Genomic DNA, 15,239 nt, shown 5'->3' with positions numbered 1-15,239 from the left:
GGCCGCTACCCGGACGGGCCGGGGGGTTATCCCCCCGTCGCCACCGGGCGCTCCCGGGGCCCGCCGGGCAGCTCCGGGAGGCCCCATTCGCTCCAGGAGCCGTCGTACACGGCCGTCTCCCGGTAGCCGGCCAGCTCCGCGCCCAGCGCGAGGACGCAGGCCGTCACCCCCGAGCCGCAGCTGAGGTAGAGGCGCTCCCGGTCCCCCGCCGCCGCACGGAACGCCTCCCGGAGTTGCGCAGCGGGCCTCATCAGGCCGCCGGGGGCCTGGAGTTCGGTGAAGGGGAGGCTGACCGCCCCCGGCATGTGGCCGCCGCGCAGGCCCGGCCGGGGCTCCGGGGCGGTGCCCGCGAACCGGCCCCGGGTGCGGGCGTCCAGTACCGCGGCGCCCGGATCCGCCAGGGCCGCGGCCACGGCGGCGGCGTCCACCAGCAGCCCGGGGCGCGGCCGGGCGGTGAAGGAGCCGCGCGGGCCCTCGTACGCCGGGCCGGTGTCCTCCAGCGGCAGCCCGGCGGCCTGCCAGGCGGGCAGCCCGCCGTCCAGGACGGCGGCCCGGTCGAAGCCCATCGCGCGCAGCATCCACCAGGCCCGGGCGCTGGAGTGGATCCCGGCGCCGTCGTACACGACCACCGTGTCGCCGTCGCCGAGTCCGAGCGCGCGCACCGCCTCCTCGAACCGCGCGGCGGCGGGCATGGTGTGCGGGAGGGACGAGCCGTGGTCGGACAGCGCCCCGTCGAGGTCGAAGGGGCGGGCCCCCGGGATGCGCCGGTCCGCGCCGCGCAGCGCGCCGACGGAGGCGTCGAACAGCACCAGGTCCGGTTCCAGGAGCAGGACGGCGAGCTGCTCGGCCCCGATCAGGGGTCCGAAGGGGGGTTCTGGCGCGCTCATTCGGGTTCCTCCGGCCGGGTCTGCGTCGGGATCGACCCGCCCATCCAAGCACCGTGGCCCGACGGCCCTTTCAGCGGCAGTCGGCTCCCGTCCGGCCGTACACCGCGACCTGCGCCCCGCGCACCTGCGCGAGCGAGCACAGCCGGAACCCGGCCGCCAGCGCCTCCCGCTTCGCGGCCTCCGCCGGGTACGGGTCCAGCGGCTGCCCCTGCGGGTCGAGCAGGGCCACCACCCTCGGCGTCCCGGCCAGCCTGGCCCGGATCTCCCCGGCGGGCAGCTCGGTCCCCCACAGGCTGCGCGAGTCCGCCGGGGTCCGGGCCAGGGCCACGTCCCGCAGCGGCGCGTACGTCCCGGGTGAGGACAGCAGCCACTCGCGCCGCCGCGACGGCATGAACAGCACCGCGTCCCCCGGCCGGGCCCGCTCCCGGACGGCCGCGGCCACCGCCAGGACGTCGTCCTTGCGGCTCTCGGGGGTCCTCAGCCACCCCGACCACCATCCCCAGGGCGCCAGCAGCGCCCCCGCCAGCACCCAGGGCCACACCGCCCGCGCCCGCACCCGGCCGGCCCGCGCGAGCCGCAGCCCGATCAGCAGCGCGAGCCCGGCCAGCGCGTAGAGCACGTACCGGTCGACGTACCAGGGGTGCACCAGCGAGACCGCCATCAGCAGCCCCGGCGGCAGCAGCGCGAGCGGTACCGCGACCCGCAGCGCCTCCCGCTCGTCGCGCACGCCCCGCGCCAGGAGCACCACGGCGAGCGCGAGCACCCCGTAGGCCGCCCAGTCCTGCCAGCCCGGCCGCCCGAGCCAGCCGAGCTGCTGCTGCGCCTGCCGGGCGCTGACGAGGGCCAGCGGCAGCAGCGCGGCCAGGACGGCCGCGGCGCTCCACCGCCAGCCGCGCGAGCGCCGGGCGGCGCAGCCGTGCGCGAGGAGGGCGAGCACCGCGAACTCGTGCAGCCAGCAGCCGAGCAGCAGCACCACCGCGTACGCCACCCACCGCTCGGCCAGCATCAGGTACGTGGCCCACACCGCGGCGCAGGCGACGAGGGCGTACGAGCGCCCCTCCTGGGCGTACATCTGCACCGGCGGCAGCAGGGCGTAGGCGGCTCCGGCGATCACCGCGGCCCGCGGCCCGGCGAGCCGGTGCGCCACCGCGGCCACTCCGGCGGCGGCCAGGGCGGTGGCGGCGACGGAGGGCAGGCGCAGCGCCCACAGGCCCGCGTCCCACAGGCCGTACACCCCGTGCATCAGCAGGTAGTACAGCCCGTGGACGGCGTCGACCCGCCCGAGGAGCCCGGCGAGGTCGGGCAGCGGACGGTGCGCCACTTGGACGGTCACGGATTCGTCGCGCCACATGCTGCCGCCGCCGGGGCCGCGTTCCAGGCCCCAGAGGCCGAGGACGACGGCGAGGAGCGGCGGCAGCCCGCGCCACAGGGCTGTGCGGCTGATGTCGGCCTCCGGGTGCTTCCGTGCGGGTGGTGCGGACTCCATACTCGGGGTTCGGGTCGGCCCCCGTTCCAGCGGAGGTGGGTTGTGCGAGTGTTCCGGGCGATGGCGGCGGCACTACTGGGCGCGGTGCTCCTGGGCGGATGCGGTCTGGCCAGACCCGACCACTCGCTGGTCACCCTGAGCGCGGAGGCGTCGGCCGGCGGCAGCCTGCCCTCCCGGCAGGACCCGCCCTCCCCCGGCCCCGGCGGGCCCTCGCAGCCCGCGCCCGACCCCGGTGCGTCCTCCCCGCCGCCCGCCGCCACCGAGACACTGGTCACAGTCACCCGCAGCGGCGGCTTCGCCGGCCGGACGCACACCCTGGCCGTCGCCTCGGACGGAGCCTGGACCCGGCAGGGCGCGCGCGCCGAACCCGAGGGCACCGGCCGCCTCTCGGCGGCCCAGCTCACCCGGCTGCGCACGGCCGTCCAGGAGGCCGACTTCGCGCACCTGCCCCGGCCGGCCAAGAGCGGCGGGACGGTCTTCGACGGGTTCACGTACACCTTCGTGCGCGGCACGCTCAGGGTCGTCACCGACGACGGCTCCGTCCCGCCCGCCCTGACGAAGGTGCTGGACGCCCTGCCCCCCCTTCGAGGGCTGAGCCGGTCCGGGCGGGTCCGGGCGGGTTCCGGACGCCCGCGGCGGTCCGTGGGAACCCCACATGGCCGCGGGCCGGTGCCTCCTCTACGCTGCACCCCATCACGCGGGATCTTCAGGGGCGGGACATGGAACAGACACACACCACCCACAGCGGCGCCGCGGCCACCCCCGGTGCCCAGCGGCGCGTGCTCGTGGTCGAGGACGACCGCACCATCGCCGACGCCATCTCGGCCCGGCTGCGCGCCGAGGGATTCCAGGTGCAGACGGCGTACGACGGCCCGGCCGCGGTCGCGGCAGCCGAGAGCTGGCTGCCCGAGCTGCTGGTGCTGGACGTCATGCTGCCCGGCTTCGACGGGCTGGAGGTCTGCCGCAGGGTCCAGGCGCAGCGGCCGGTCCCGGTCCTGATGCTCACCGCCCGGGACGACGAGACCGACATGCTGGTCGGGCTCGGGGTCGGCGCGGACGACTACATGACGAAGCCGTTCTCGATGCGGGAGCTGGCCGCGCGCGTCCACGTGCTGCTGCGGCGGGTGGAGCGGGCCACCCAGGCGGCGAGCGCCCCCCGCGGGGCGACGCTGCGCCTGGGTGACCTGGAGATCGACCACGCACAGCGGCGGGTGCGGGTGCAGGCCGAGGACGTGCACCTGACGCCGACCGAGTTCGACCTGCTGGTGTGCCTGGCGGGGACGCCGCGCGCGGTCCTCTCCCGCGAGCAGTTGCTGGCCGAGGTGTGGGACTGGGCCGACGCGTCGGGCACGCGCACGGTCGACAGCCACATCAAGGCGCTGCGCCGGAAGATCGGCGCCGAGCGGATCCGTACGGTCCACGGCGTCGGGTACGCCCTGGAGACCCCGGCCCAGTCGTGAGCGGCGCCCGCCCCGGTCGGGGGCGCGGCACCGGCCGCACCGGCGGAGCGGGTGACCGCCCCGGAGAACGGCTCGGTGACCGCGCCGGTGACCGCGCCGGAGGGCTGCGCCCGTTCTCGCCGTTCTCGATCAAGACGAAGCTGGGCTCGCTCGTCGTGGTGTCCGTGTTCATCACGACCGGGCTGCTGATGGTGGCCCTGCGCACCGACACGGAGCTGCGGTTCATCACCGTGTTCTCGGTGATCGCCTCGATGCTGATCACACAGTTCGTGGCGCACAGCCTGACGGCGCCGCTGGACGACATGACGACGGTGGCCGGGGCGATCTCCCGCGGGGACTACACCCGCCGGGTGCGCGGGGCCGGGCGCCGCGACGAGCTGGGCGACCTCGCCTCGACGATCAACCTGATGGCGGACGACCTGGAGGCGGTGGACCGCCACCGCAAGGAACTGGTCGCCAACGTCTCGCACGAGCTGCGCACGCCGATCGCGGCGCTGCGCGCGGTGCTGGAGAACGTGGTGGACGGGGTCTCCCAGGCCGACCCGGAGACCATGCGGACGGCGCTCAAGCAGACGGAGCGGCTGGGCCGGCTCGTGGAGACCCTGCTGGACCTGTCCCGGGTGGACAACGGGGTGGTGCCGCTGCGGGCACGCCGCTTCGAGGTGTGGCCGTACCTGTCCGGGGTGCTCAAGGAGTCGGGTCTCGCGGCGGCGGGCCGCCCGGGGCTGGCCACGGGTTCGGGCGGCCACACCCGCAACGACGTCCACCTCCACCTGGACGTGCACCCGTCGGGACTGACCGCGTACGCGGACGCGGAGCGGCTGCACCAGGTGGTGGCGAACCTGATCGACAACGCGGTCAAGCACAGCCCGCCGCACGGCCGGGTCACGGTCCGCGCCCGGGCCGGCGACGCGCCCGACAGCCTGGTGGTCGAGGTCCGGGACGAAGGCCCTGGAATCCCGGAAGAGGAACGCCACAGGGTCTTCGAGCGCTTCAACCGGGGCAGCGCGGGCGGCGGCGACGGCGGTACGGGGCTGGGCCTCGCGATCGCCCGCTGGGCCGTCGGCCTGCACGGTGGCGACATCCGCGTGGCCGAATCGTCACGGGGCTGCCGCATCCTCGTCACGCTTCCGGGCAGCTCGCCGGCGTCGCGTTGACGTAGGGTTCGAGTGGGAGAAGACATGATCTCGGCCACACCAGGCAGGGATCGTAAGGGGTGCGAAGCCAAGGGGGCCGCAACCTCGGTGCCCCCTACCCGAACCACGCTTGTTTCCCGCCATTCCCGGCGGTGAAACCCGCCGTTCGATGTGACCTGCGCGACGTAAGTCCCGCCCGGCCTGCATCACCCCTCCCGGGAGGCGTAGCCTTTATTCCCGCTGTCCATACCTTGTGAAGCGGAAGAGGGCGGTTGCCGCCGTGTCGCCACAGTCCCCCAGTAACCCGAGCACCACGACCGAAGCAGCAGAGGGCGGGAAGACCCCTGCCTCAGGCTTCGGTGCCAACGAGTGGCTCGTCGACGAGATCTATCAGCAGTACCTCCAGGACCCCAACTCGGTCGACCGGGCCTGGTGGGACTTCTTCGCCGACTACAAGCCGGGGGGCGCTGCCGCTCCCGTGAAGGCGGACGGTCCCGAGAAGTCCACGACGACGGACGGCGCCTCCGCACAGGCCGCCGCCACCGTCCCCGCCGAGGTCCCGCGGGCCAGCGTCGCAGCCGCCACGGGGGCGGCGAGCGCCGCACCTCCCGTGGCGAACACCGGCTCCACCGGAGCCCCTGCCGCCGCCGCGCCCGCGCCAGCTCCTGCCCCTGCTCCTGCCACCCCCTCTGGTGCCCCTGCTGTGACTGTCACCTCCCAGGCCCCGGCCGCCGCACCGGCCGCGCCCTCCCCTCAGGCCGCTCCGGTCGCCCCGCAGAAGTCCGCGCCCACCACCGAGGCCCCCGCCGGGCCCGAGCTGGTGACGCTCCGCGGTCCGGCTGCGGCCGTCGCCAAGAACATGAACGCCTCCCTCGACGTCCCGACGGCCACGTCCGTCCGCGCCGTCCCGGTGAAGCTGCTGTTCGACAACCGCATCGTCATCAACAACCACCTCAAGCGCGCCCGGGGCGGGAAGATCTCCTTCACGCACCTCATCGGCTACGCGATGGTGCAGGCCATCAAGGCCATGCCGTCCATGAACTACTCCTTCGCGGAGAAGGACGGCAAGCCGACCCTGGTCAAGCCGGAGCACGTGAACTTCGGCCTCGCGATCGACCTGGTGAAGGCCAACGGCGACCGGCAGCTCGTCGTCGCCGGCATCAAGAAGGCCGAGACCCTCAACTTCTTCGAGTTCTGGCAGGCGTACGAGGACATCGTCCGCCGCGCCCGCGTCGGCAAGCTGACGATGGACGACTTCACCGGCGTCACCGTCTCGCTGACCAACCCCGGCGGCCTGGGCACCGTCCACTCCGTGCCGCGTCTGATGCCCGGTCAGTCGGTCATCATGGGCGTCGGCTCGATGGACTACCCCGCCGAGTTCCAGGGCACCTCGCAGGACACCCTGAACAAGCTGGGCATCTCCAAGGTCATGACCCTGACCTCGACCTACGACCACCGGGTCATCCAGGGCGCGGCCTCCGGCGAGTTCCTGCGCATCGTCGCGAACCTCCTCCTCGGCGAGAACGGCTTCTACGACGACGTCTTCGAGGCCCTGCGCATCCCGTACGAGCCGGTCCGCTGGCTCCGGGACATCGACGCCTCGCACGACGACGACGTCACCAAGGCCGCCCGCGTCTTCGAGCTGATCCACTCCTACCGGGTCCGCGGCCACGTCATGGCCGACACCGACCCGCTGGAGTACAAGCAGCGCAAGCACCCCGACCTCGACATCACCGAGCACGGCCTCACCCTGTGGGACCTGGAGCGCGAGTTCGCGGTCGGCGGCTTCTCCGGCAAGTCGATGATGAAGCTGCGCGACATCCTCGGCGTGCTGCGCGACTCGTACTGCCGCACCACCGGCGTCGAGTTCATGCACATCCAGGACCCCAAGCAGCGCAAGTGGATCCAGGACCGCATCGAGCGCCCGCACTCCAAGCCGGAGCGCGAGGAGCAGCTGCGCATCCTGCGCCGCCTGAACGCGGCGGAGGCCTTCGAGACGTTCCTGCAGACGAAGTACGTCGGCCAGAAGCGCTTCTCCCTGGAGGGCGGCGAGTCCGTCATCCCGCTGCTGGACGCCGTCATCGACTCGGCCGCCGAGGCCCGCCTCGAAGAGGTCGTCATCGGCATGGCCCACCGCGGCCGTCTGAACGTCCTCGCGAACATCGTCGGCAAGTCCTACGCGCAGATCTTCCGGGAGTTCGAGGGCAACCTCGACCCGAAGTCGATGCACGGCTCCGGCGACGTCAAGTACCACCTGGGCGCCGAGGGCACCTTCACGGGCCTGGACGGCGAGCAGATCAAGGTCTCGCTCGTCGCGAACCCCTCGCACCTGGAGGCCGTCGACCCGGTCCTGGAGGGTGTCGCCCGCGCCAAGCAGGACGTCATCAACAAGGGCGGCACGGACTTCACGGTCCTGCCCCTGGCCCTGCACGGCGACGCGGCCTTCGCCGGCCAGGGTGTCGTCGCCGAGACGCTGAACATGTCGCAGCTGCGCGGCTACCGCACCGGCGGTACCGTCCACGTCGTCATCAACAACCAGGTCGGCTTCACCGCCGCCCCGGAGTCCTCGCGTTCGTCCATGTACGCGACCGACGTGGCCCGCATGATCGAGGCGCCGATCTTCCACGTGAACGGTGACGACCCGGAGGCCGTGGTCCGCGTCGCGCGGCTCGCCTTCGAGTTCCGTCAGGCGTTCAACAAGGACGTGGTCATCGACCTCATCTGCTACCGCCGTCGCGGCCACAACGAGTCCGACAACCCGGCGTTCACGCAGCCGCTGATGTACGACCTGATCGACAAGAAGCGCTCGGTGCGCAAGCTGTACACCGAGTCCCTCATCGGTCGCGGCGACATCACGCTGGAAGAGGCCGAGCAGGCGCTCCAGGACTTCCAGGGCCAGCTGGAGAAGGTCTTCGCGGAGGTCCGCGAGGCCGCCACGCAGCCCGCCATCGGCACGCCGGCCCCGGTCGCGCAGCAGCAGTTCCCCGTCCCGGTGAACACCGCGGTCTCCCAGGAGGTCGTCAAGCGGATCGCCGAGGCGCAGGTCAACATCCCGGAGAACGTCACCGTCCACCCGCGTCTGCTGCCGCAGCTCCAGCGCCGCGCGGCGATGATCGACGAGGGCACCATCGACTGGGGCATGGGCGAGACCCTCGCCTTCGGCTCGCTGCTGATGGAGGGCACCCCGGTCCGCCTGTCGGGCCAGGACTCCCGCCGCGGCACGTTCGGCCAGCGCCACGCGGTCCTCATCGACCGGGAGACGGGCGAGGACTACACCCCGCTGCAGTACCTGTCGGACGACCAGGCCCGCTACAACGTCTACGACTCGCTGCTCTCCGAGTACGCGGCCATGGGCTTCGAGTACGGCTACTCGCTGGCCCGTCCGGACGCGCTGGTCCTCTGGGAGGCCCAGTTCGGTGACTTCGTCAACGGCGCGCAGACCGTCGTCGACGAGTTCATCTCCTCGGCCGAGCAGAAGTGGGGCCAGACCTCCGGCGTCACGCTGCTCCTGCCGCACGGCTACGAGGGCCAGGGCCCGGACCACTCGTCCGCCCGCCCGGAGCGCTTCCTGCAGATGTGCGCGCAGGACAACATGACGGTCGCGATGCCGACCCTGCCGTCGAACTACTTCCACCTGCTGCGCTGGCAGGTCCACAACCCGCACCACAAGCCGCTGATCGTCTTCACGCCGAAGTCGATGCTGCGTCTCAAGGCGGCGGCCTCCAAGGCGGAGGAGTTCACGACCGGTTCGTTCCGTCCGGTCATCGGCGACACGCGCGTCTCCTCCGGAGCGGGTGACCCGAACGAGATCCGCAAGGTCGTCTTCTGCGCGGGCAAGGTCTACTACGACCTGGAGGCCGAGCGGGAGAAGCGCGGCATCACGGACACGGCCATCATCCGCATCGAGCGGCTGTACCCGCTGCCGGGTGCGGAGCTCCAGGCGGAGATCGCCAAGTTCCCGAACGCGGCGAAGTACATCTGGGCGCAGGAGGAGCCGGCGAACCAGGGTGCGTGGCCGTTCATCGCGCTGAACCTGATCGACCACCTCGACCTGGCGGTCGGCGCGGACATCCCGGCGGGCGAGCGCCTGCGGCGCATCTCGCGCCCGCACGGCTCCTCCCCCGCGGTGGGCTCCGCCAAGCGCCACCAGGCGGAGCAGCAGCAGCTGCTGAACGAGGTCTTCGAGGCCTGATCGGCGCTCCTGCCCGACGTGTGAAGGCCCGGACCCCCTCGGGGGTCCGGGCCTTCCGGCTGCACCGGGCGGCCCGGCTGCCCCGCGCCCGGCCCGGCCCCGGCCCGCGCCCGGCCGGGGTTACGGCTGGGGTTCGAAGTCCCAGTACGGGCGCGTTTGTTGGCGGGCCGAGACCGTGTGGACGTGCTGGGCGCCCAGGGTGCGGGTCAGGGCCTTGAGGCCCGCGTCCTCGTGCTTCGCCGCCTCCGCGTCCTCCCGTACCGCCCTCAGGTCCGCGGCCAGGGCGATCTGTGCGCTCAGCGTCATCGGGTGGTCCGGGCCCAGCACCTGTTCCGCTCCCCGCAAGGTCTCCCGGCTCAGCTCCACCGCGTCCTCCAGCCGCCCGGTGATGTTGCGGTGGCCGGTGGCGTTGAGCGCACAGCCCAGTGTCCACGGGTGCCGGTCGCCCAGCGCGCCCCGCATTCCGACCAGTGCCTGCTCCGCCAGGCTCAGCGCCTCCACCCGCTCGCCCTGGGCCCTCAGCACCAGCCCCAGGTTTCCGACCGTGCCGATGCTGTACGGGTGGGCCAGGCCCAGCTGCGACTGGTAGCCCCGTACGACGTCCTCCGAGATCCGCCGGGCCTCGTCCACGTCGCCGTACTCGCGCAGGTAGGTGGCGTAGTCGGAGGCGACCATCAGCGTCCAGGGGAACTCCGCGCCGAACACCCGCGTCGAGCGTTCCAGCACGCTGCGCAGCCGGGCCCCGGCGCCCGGGATGTCCCCGGAGCGGCGCAGGCACATGCCCAGGTTGTGTTCGGCGCGCAGGGTCTGCGGGTGGTTGGTGCCCAGCACCTGGGCGTTGACCTTGAGGCCTTGCTCCTGGCGGGCCAGGGCCTCCCGGTAGCGGCCCATCAGGCGCAGCCCCATCGCGCAGCCGATCCCGGACGACAGGGTGGCGATGTGCCGTACCCGCAGGACGCGTTCGCGGCGCCGCAGGGTGTCGAGGTCGGTGTCGTAGGCCTCCTGGTAGCGCCCGAGGAGGCGCAGGACGACGGCGACGTTGTTCTGCGCGGCGAGGGTGGTGGCGTCGTCCTCGCCGAGCAGCTCGCGGTAGCTGGCGAAGGCGTGTTCCAGCAGGTCGCGGGCCTGCTCGAACTTGGCGGTGTTGAGCAGGACGCCGGCGTACGAGCTGGTGGCGCGCAGCGATTCGAGGTCGCGCGGGCCGCGTTCGGCCACCAGTCGCTCGGCCCGGGCCTTGGCGAGGCTCTCGGCCTGGCGGAAGTGGCCGAGCATCCGCAGGGCGCTGCCGTAGTGGTAGCTGAGCTCGCGGACCTGGTCGTGGTCCTCGCCGAGCATGGGCCGCCAGATCCCGTCGGTCTCCTCGGCCAGCCGCAGGCAGGTGCGGTACTCGCCGGCGCGCAGCAGGTAGCGCAGGCAGTGCAGCAGGAAGTTCTGGATGCGCGGGTTGGAGCTGCGCAGGACCCCGGCGGGCTCCAGGTGCGGGATGAGTTCGGCGTAGCGGGGCCACAGGCGGGAGTCGGAGGGCCGCCCGGGGTCGGCGGCGGCGAGGACCTGGCGCACGACGCGGGACAGTTCCTCGGCCTCGTCGTCGCCGAGGTCCCCGCGGACGATGTTGTGGACCATGCGGTGCAGCTGGACCGTCTCCAGGCCGCCGCCCTCCTCGACGGCGAGGTCGGAGTACTCCAGCCGGACGACGGAGAACTGCACGAGCTTGTTGAGGGCGGCGTTCCACCGGATCTGGTCGTTGATCAGCCCGGCGAGCTGCTCGGGCACGTCGTCCGCGGGGAACTCGCTCAGCAGCCGCAGCGGGACCCGGCCGGGGGCGAAGAAGACGAACAGCCGCAGCAGGGCGAGGGCGTCGGGGAAGTTCTCCCGTACGTTGTTGAGGAGTATCGCCAGGGCGGTGGGGAAGGGCAGCGGGTAGTCGTCGGAGAGGGTGACGGCCTCGTGGGAGTCGAGCCGGCTCTGCAGCAGGTGCAGGTACTCGCCGACGCCGATCGGTGAGTCGGCGAGCCAGCCGGCGGTCTGGTCGAGGGCGAGCGGGTAGTCCTCCAGGGCCTCCGCGAGCTGGTGGGCCTCGGCCGTGGTGAGCCGACCGGCCCGGCGGCGGATGAAGGTCACCGACTCCGGGCGCGCGTACAGGGGGACTTCGACGAGGCTGGTGTGGCGGGCCGCCCACTCCCGGTTGCGGGAGGTGATGATGACGTCGCCGGCGCCGGAGGGCAGCAGGTCGGTGAGGTCGTCGGGGTTGTCGCAGCCGTCGAAGACCAGCAGCCAGCGGTAGTACGGGTTCCCGCGCCGCAGCGCTTCCAGCACGGCCCGGATCTGCTCGCCGTAGCTGCCGGCGCCTTCGGGCAGGCCGAGTGCGGGCGCCAGGTCGGCGAGCCGCTCGCGCAGGGTGGGCCGGTCCTCGGCCGGGACCCACCACACCACGTCGTACTCGGAGGCGAAGCGGTAGGCGTACTCGGTGGCGACCTGCGTCTTGCCCACCCCGGACAGGCCGAGCAGGGTGACGGTGGAGGCGCCGGGCGGGGCTTCGGTGAGGGCGGCGCGCAGGCGGCCGATGACGTCGTTGCGGCCGGTGAAGCGCGGGTTGCGGCGCGGTACCCGGCCCCAGATCTCGGGCGGGTCGTTGGGGAAGCGGGGGCCCCGGCGGCCGCTCTCGATGCCGATCCGGTCGGTGGGCAGCTCCAGCCGGCGCAGCACCCGGTACTCGGCTTCGTAGGCGTCCAGCCCCCACAGGTCGGTCTTCTCCAGGGCGGCCACTGCGCTGGGCAGCGGGGCGTCGGTGAGGCAGACGGCGGCGAACCGGTCGGGGTGGTGCTCGGTGACGGTGCGCAGGGCCGCGTTCCACTCCTCCTCGGTGTGGGTGCCGGCGGAGAAGTAGCGTTCGCTGAGGACGACGAGGACCTTGCCCCCGGCCCGGGCCAGGTCGTCGAGGGCTTCGGTGACTCCGGGGCTGCTCTGCGGGTCCCAGCGCTGGAGGGCCACGCGGTGGCCGTGCTCCTCCAGGCGGTGGGCGATCCACACGGCCCAGGGCCGGTTGAAGCCCGCGAAGCTGATGACGAAGCGCTGCGGCGGCTGCGCCGCTCCGTCGCGGTCCTGCCGAATACCGGTGGTCATGCGGCCGTCTCCCTGGAACCGGGCGGTGGACGGGGTTGAAAAGGTACCGCAACGGACGGTTCGTCAGGGCCCCTCAGGAACCGGTGAACTCGGCGAGTCCGGGATGCTTCTCGCACCAGGCGCGGCGTTCCCGTTCCAGGGTCCGGCGGGCGGTCGCGTGCTGGTCGCCGGGTGGTGGCAGTTCGTCCATGGCCCGCTCCGCCGCGGCCATCGCGTCGGTGAACTCGCGGCCCGTGCCGGTCAGTTGCGGGTGGGCGCGGATGGCGGGCAGGACGGCCGCCACCTGGGCGCGCAGTCGTGCGTGCCGGGCCCAGGCGCCGCGCGCCCCGTACAGGGCGGCGCGCTGCCAGTAGCCGGCGAGGGCCAGGTGGGCGTACGCGCCGTGCAGCAGCCCGTCGAGCGGCCGGGGGTCGCTGCGCCAGGGGGCCCAGTGGCGTGGCGTGCGGTCGGCGGTGTGCAGGGTCAGGACGTCGGCGAGGGCGGTGAGCTTCCCGTGCTGGACCTCGTGGACGAGGGTGGCGGCCAGGGCGGGCGGGGCCTGTGCCCGGGCCAGCACGGATCCGGCGGCGGCGGGCAGGGTCGCGCCGCTGGAGCGCGCCCCGCCGGCCAGGGGGACGACGGAGCGCAGCAGGCGGCCGATCTCGTCGGCGCGGGCGGAGTCGTAGCGCCGCAGCAGGGTGAGGGCGCCGGACCACTGGGTGTCCCAGCGCTTGTGCCCCTTGGGGGTGAGCCGCCGGGCCGGGCGCACGTGGGCGGGCTCGTCGCGGGCGGGGGCGCGGTAGGGGTCGAGGTCGTCGAGGGCGGTACGGCCGTCGGGCAGGGCGTGCAGCGGGAGCGGGTCGGGGGCGGTGGCCCAGGACCGCTCGGTGACGGCGAGGAGGCCGGGCCGGTCGGGCCGCAGCAGTCCGAGGGTGGGCAGGACGAGCCGGCCGCCCGCGGGGCGCAGGGTGACCTTGAAGGTGATCCCGGCGCGCAGCGCGGCGGCGGCGGCGAGCGCCCCGAGGTGCCCGAGGTCGGCGGGGGGACCGTCCGGCGCGGCCAGCCGGCGCAGGGTCTCCTCGGCCCACACCCCGGTGGCGGGGTAGTGCAGTACGTCCCGTACCGCGCCGGGGTCGTGCCGTTCGGCTTCCTCCAGCAGCGCCCAGTGCTCCGCGGCCTCGGCGCCGGGGGCCCGGTCGAGTACCGCGCGCAGCAGGAGCAGCCGCTTGGAGCGGCGTACGTCGCGCACGAGCCGGGTGCCTTCCGGCGAGGGTTCGGTGGAGGCGAGGGCGCGCAGGGTCGGGGAGCTGACGGCGAACGGGGCGAGGGTGGCCGGGGCTTCGCTCATGAGGCGGCCCGCCCGGTGACGGCGGCGGCGTGCAGGGCGCGCGCGATGTGCCGGATGAGGGCCTGGAGGTCGGCGCAGTACACCGAGGGCCGGCGGAACCCCTCACCGGCGCGGTAGCGGTGCGGGTAGTGTCCGCCGCCGCACACTTCGACGAGTTCGCAGGCGCGGCAGTCGGCGGCGAGGGCGTCCCGCCCGAGCTGGCGGGCGGCGAACCCGGGGTGGTCCAGCAGCCGGTCGAAGCCGTCGGTGTCGAGGTGGAGGCCGGTCGCGGCGGCGCCCTCGTAGGCGGATTTCAGCGAATCGGCCTGTTCGATGCTGCCGTCCGTCTCGATGACGGCGGTGGTGGCGGGAGCCAGGCCGAGGGTCTCGGTGGCGGTGGGCAGTCCGAGCAGCAGGGCGATGATCTCCTCGAAGACGCGCACACGGGTGCGGTGCACGCCGTCGTGCCACCAGCGTTCGAAGACCGCGATCAACCAGTCGGCGTACGGGGTCGCGTGCGGGGAGTGGGCGGGCGGCGGTTCGCTCCAGTTGGCCAGCGGCAGGAGCAGGCCGATGGCGGGCGGGGCGAAGTCGAGCAGCGACTCGTACACCTCGACGGGGTCCTGGGCGAGGTCGATGACGCAGAGCACCCCCGCGTAGCCGGCGGGATTGCGGGCGAGCAGCCGCAGCCCGCGTGCCGCGGCCGCGAACCCGGGGCGTCCGGCGTGGTCGGCGCGGCGGGTGTTGTGCGCGGGCAGACCGCCGTCGAGGCTGACGCCGACGCGGATGCCGGCGGCGGTGAGCGCGTCGAGCCGGCCGCGGGTGAGGAGGGTGGCGTTGGTCTGGACGGTGGCGGTGACCCGGGTGCCGGGGGCGACGGCGGCCCGTACCGCCTCGACGGGAGCGGCGAGCGCGGCGGGGCCGGTGAGCAGCGGCTCGCCGCCGTGCAGGACGAGGTCGACGCGGGTCAGCCGGTGGGCGGCGGCGTGTTCGGCGATCCGCTCGGCGGCGCGGCGGACGGTTGCGGCGGACATCACGGCGGGGCGGTCGCGCCAGGACTGGTCGGCCATCTCATAGACGTAGCAGTAGGTGCAGGCGAGGTTGCAGCGGCTGTGCGTCTTGAGCACGAACTGCCGGACGGGGAAGGCGCGGTGCCCGGCGGCGCGCAGGGCGGGCACGTCGAGCCGGGCGTAGGGCCAGGGAGCGTGGCGCACGTGCGCGTCGCCGGGGTCCGCTCCCGCCGGTGGCGGCCGGTGCGCGGGCAGCACGGTGTCGCTCGTGATCGCTTGCGTCATCGGCCTGCGCCTCCCTCCCCCGCCGCCTCCCCGGAGGTACCCCGGCGGACGGTGCATCCCTGCCCTGCGGACGAGCCGGACTAACGGCGGAAAGTGGTCAACTCCCCTCGCTCACACCACCCCCGAGTCGAAGGCGTTGAGTATCTCGGCGGGGTGCGTGACCCGCTCCACCAGGCCTTCGATCACCTCGGCGAGCACCGGGTGCCCGATCCCGCGCAGCCCGGCCAGATCCAGTCCGGACAGGTCCGGCAACCGCCCGCCGCACTCCCGCCGGACCGTCGGCGCTTCCTGACCCTGAGTCACCATGTGTCGCCCGTCCCCCTCTTGGCCGTATGGTCCACTGCCCCTTCCCTT

General features: G+C 73.7%; 9 protein-coding genes. 3 read left to right on the top strand and 6 right to left on the bottom strand.

What is annotated here, in order from left to right; all coding sequences use genetic code 11:
• Nucleotides 1-26: 26 nt before the first annotated feature.
• Complete coding sequence (locus tag OHA81_RS21300) at nucleotides 27-887, bottom strand: sulfurtransferase (protein WP_329198221.1); 861 nt, start codon at nucleotides 885-887, stop codon at nucleotides 27-29.
• A gap of 70 nt (nucleotides 888-957) precedes the next feature.
• Nucleotides 958-2,373, bottom strand: a complete 1,416-nt coding sequence (locus OHA81_RS21295; protein WP_329198219.1) for a hypothetical protein — start codon at nucleotides 2,371-2,373, stop codon at nucleotides 958-960.
• Nucleotides 2,374-3,092: 719 nt separating this feature from the next.
• Here OHA81_RS21295 and OHA81_RS21290 point away from each other — a divergent pair.
• The 3 genes from OHA81_RS21290 (at nucleotide 3,093) to OHA81_RS21280 (ending at nucleotide 9,161) form a co-directional block, all read left to right on the top strand.
• Nucleotides 3,093-3,833: a response regulator transcription factor gene (locus OHA81_RS21290; RefSeq protein WP_329198217.1), complete on the top strand. Its 741-nt coding sequence runs from the start codon at nucleotides 3,093-3,095 to the stop codon at nucleotides 3,831-3,833.
• Between the two features lie 104 nt (nucleotides 3,834-3,937).
• Nucleotides 3,938-4,990 (top strand): HAMP domain-containing sensor histidine kinase, encoded by a 1,053-nt coding sequence (locus tag OHA81_RS21285; protein ID WP_329202445.1) that lies wholly within the window; start codon nucleotides 3,938-3,940, stop codon nucleotides 4,988-4,990.
• 259 nt (nucleotides 4,991-5,249) lie between these two features.
• Nucleotides 5,250-9,161, top strand: a complete 3,912-nt coding sequence (locus OHA81_RS21280) for a multifunctional oxoglutarate decarboxylase/oxoglutarate dehydrogenase thiamine pyrophosphate-binding subunit/dihydrolipoyllysine-residue succinyltransferase subunit (protein WP_329198215.1) — start codon at nucleotides 5,250-5,252, stop codon at nucleotides 9,159-9,161.
• Nucleotides 9,162-9,281: 120 nt separating this feature from the next.
• Here OHA81_RS21280 and fxsT read toward each other — a convergent pair whose 3' ends face one another.
• From fxsT to fxsA, 4 genes are all read right to left on the bottom strand, one after another.
• On the bottom strand, nucleotides 9,282-12,284 hold the full coding sequence (gene fxsT, locus OHA81_RS21275) for an FxSxx-COOH system tetratricopeptide repeat protein (RefSeq protein ID WP_329198213.1): 3,003 nt from the start codon (nucleotides 12,282-12,284) through the stop codon (nucleotides 9,282-9,284).
• Between the two features lie 73 nt (nucleotides 12,285-12,357).
• Nucleotides 12,358-13,611, bottom strand: coding sequence for an aKG-HExxH-type peptide beta-hydroxylase (locus OHA81_RS21270; protein ID WP_329198212.1), 1,254 nt, complete (start codon nucleotides 13,609-13,611; stop codon nucleotides 12,358-12,360).
• A complete protein-coding gene (locus OHA81_RS21265; RefSeq protein WP_329198210.1) occupies nucleotides 13,608-14,885 on the bottom strand; it encodes an FxsB family cyclophane-forming radical SAM/SPASM peptide maturase in 1,278 nt (425 codons plus the stop codon). The genes OHA81_RS21270 and OHA81_RS21265 overlap by 4 nt, the downstream gene beginning before the upstream one ends.
• 111 nt (nucleotides 14,886-14,996) lie before the next feature.
• Nucleotides 14,997-15,191, bottom strand: coding sequence for an FxSxx-COOH cyclophane-containing RiPP peptide (gene fxsA / locus OHA81_RS21260; protein WP_329198209.1), 195 nt, complete (start codon nucleotides 15,189-15,191; stop codon nucleotides 14,997-14,999).
• Nucleotides 15,192-15,239: the final 48 nt, after the last annotated feature.

The organism is Streptomyces sp. NBC_00667 (assembly GCF_036226825.1).
In the GTDB taxonomy this organism is placed as follows: Bacteria; Actinomycetota; Actinomycetes; order Streptomycetales; family Streptomycetaceae; genus Streptomyces.
This window is presented reverse-complemented; position numbering and strand designations above follow the sequence as displayed.

Excerpts from the sequence above, each read along its gene's own strand:
- OHA81_RS21300 (WP_329198221.1), bottom strand. The coding sequence starts at position 887 with ATGAGCGCGCCAGAACCCCCCTTCGGACCCCTGATCGGGGCCGAGCAG.
- OHA81_RS21295 (WP_329198219.1), bottom strand. The coding sequence starts at position 2,373 with ATGGAGTCCGCACCACCCGCACGGAAGCACCCGGAGGCCGACATCAGC.
- OHA81_RS21290 (WP_329198217.1), top strand. The coding sequence starts at position 3,093 with ATGGAACAGACACACACCACCCACAGCGGCGCCGCGGCCACCCCCGGT.
- fxsT (WP_329198213.1), bottom strand. The coding sequence starts at position 12,284 with ATGACCACCGGTATTCGGCAGGACCGCGACGGAGCGGCGCAGCCGCCG.
- OHA81_RS21270 (WP_329198212.1), bottom strand. The coding sequence starts at position 13,611 with ATGAGCGAAGCCCCGGCCACCCTCGCCCCGTTCGCCGTCAGCTCCCCG.
- OHA81_RS21265 (WP_329198210.1), bottom strand. The coding sequence starts at position 14,885 with ATGACGCAAGCGATCACGAGCGACACCGTGCTGCCCGCGCACCGGCCG.
- fxsA (WP_329198209.1), bottom strand. The coding sequence starts at position 15,191 with ATGGTGACTCAGGGTCAGGAAGCGCCGACGGTCCGGCGGGAGTGCGGC.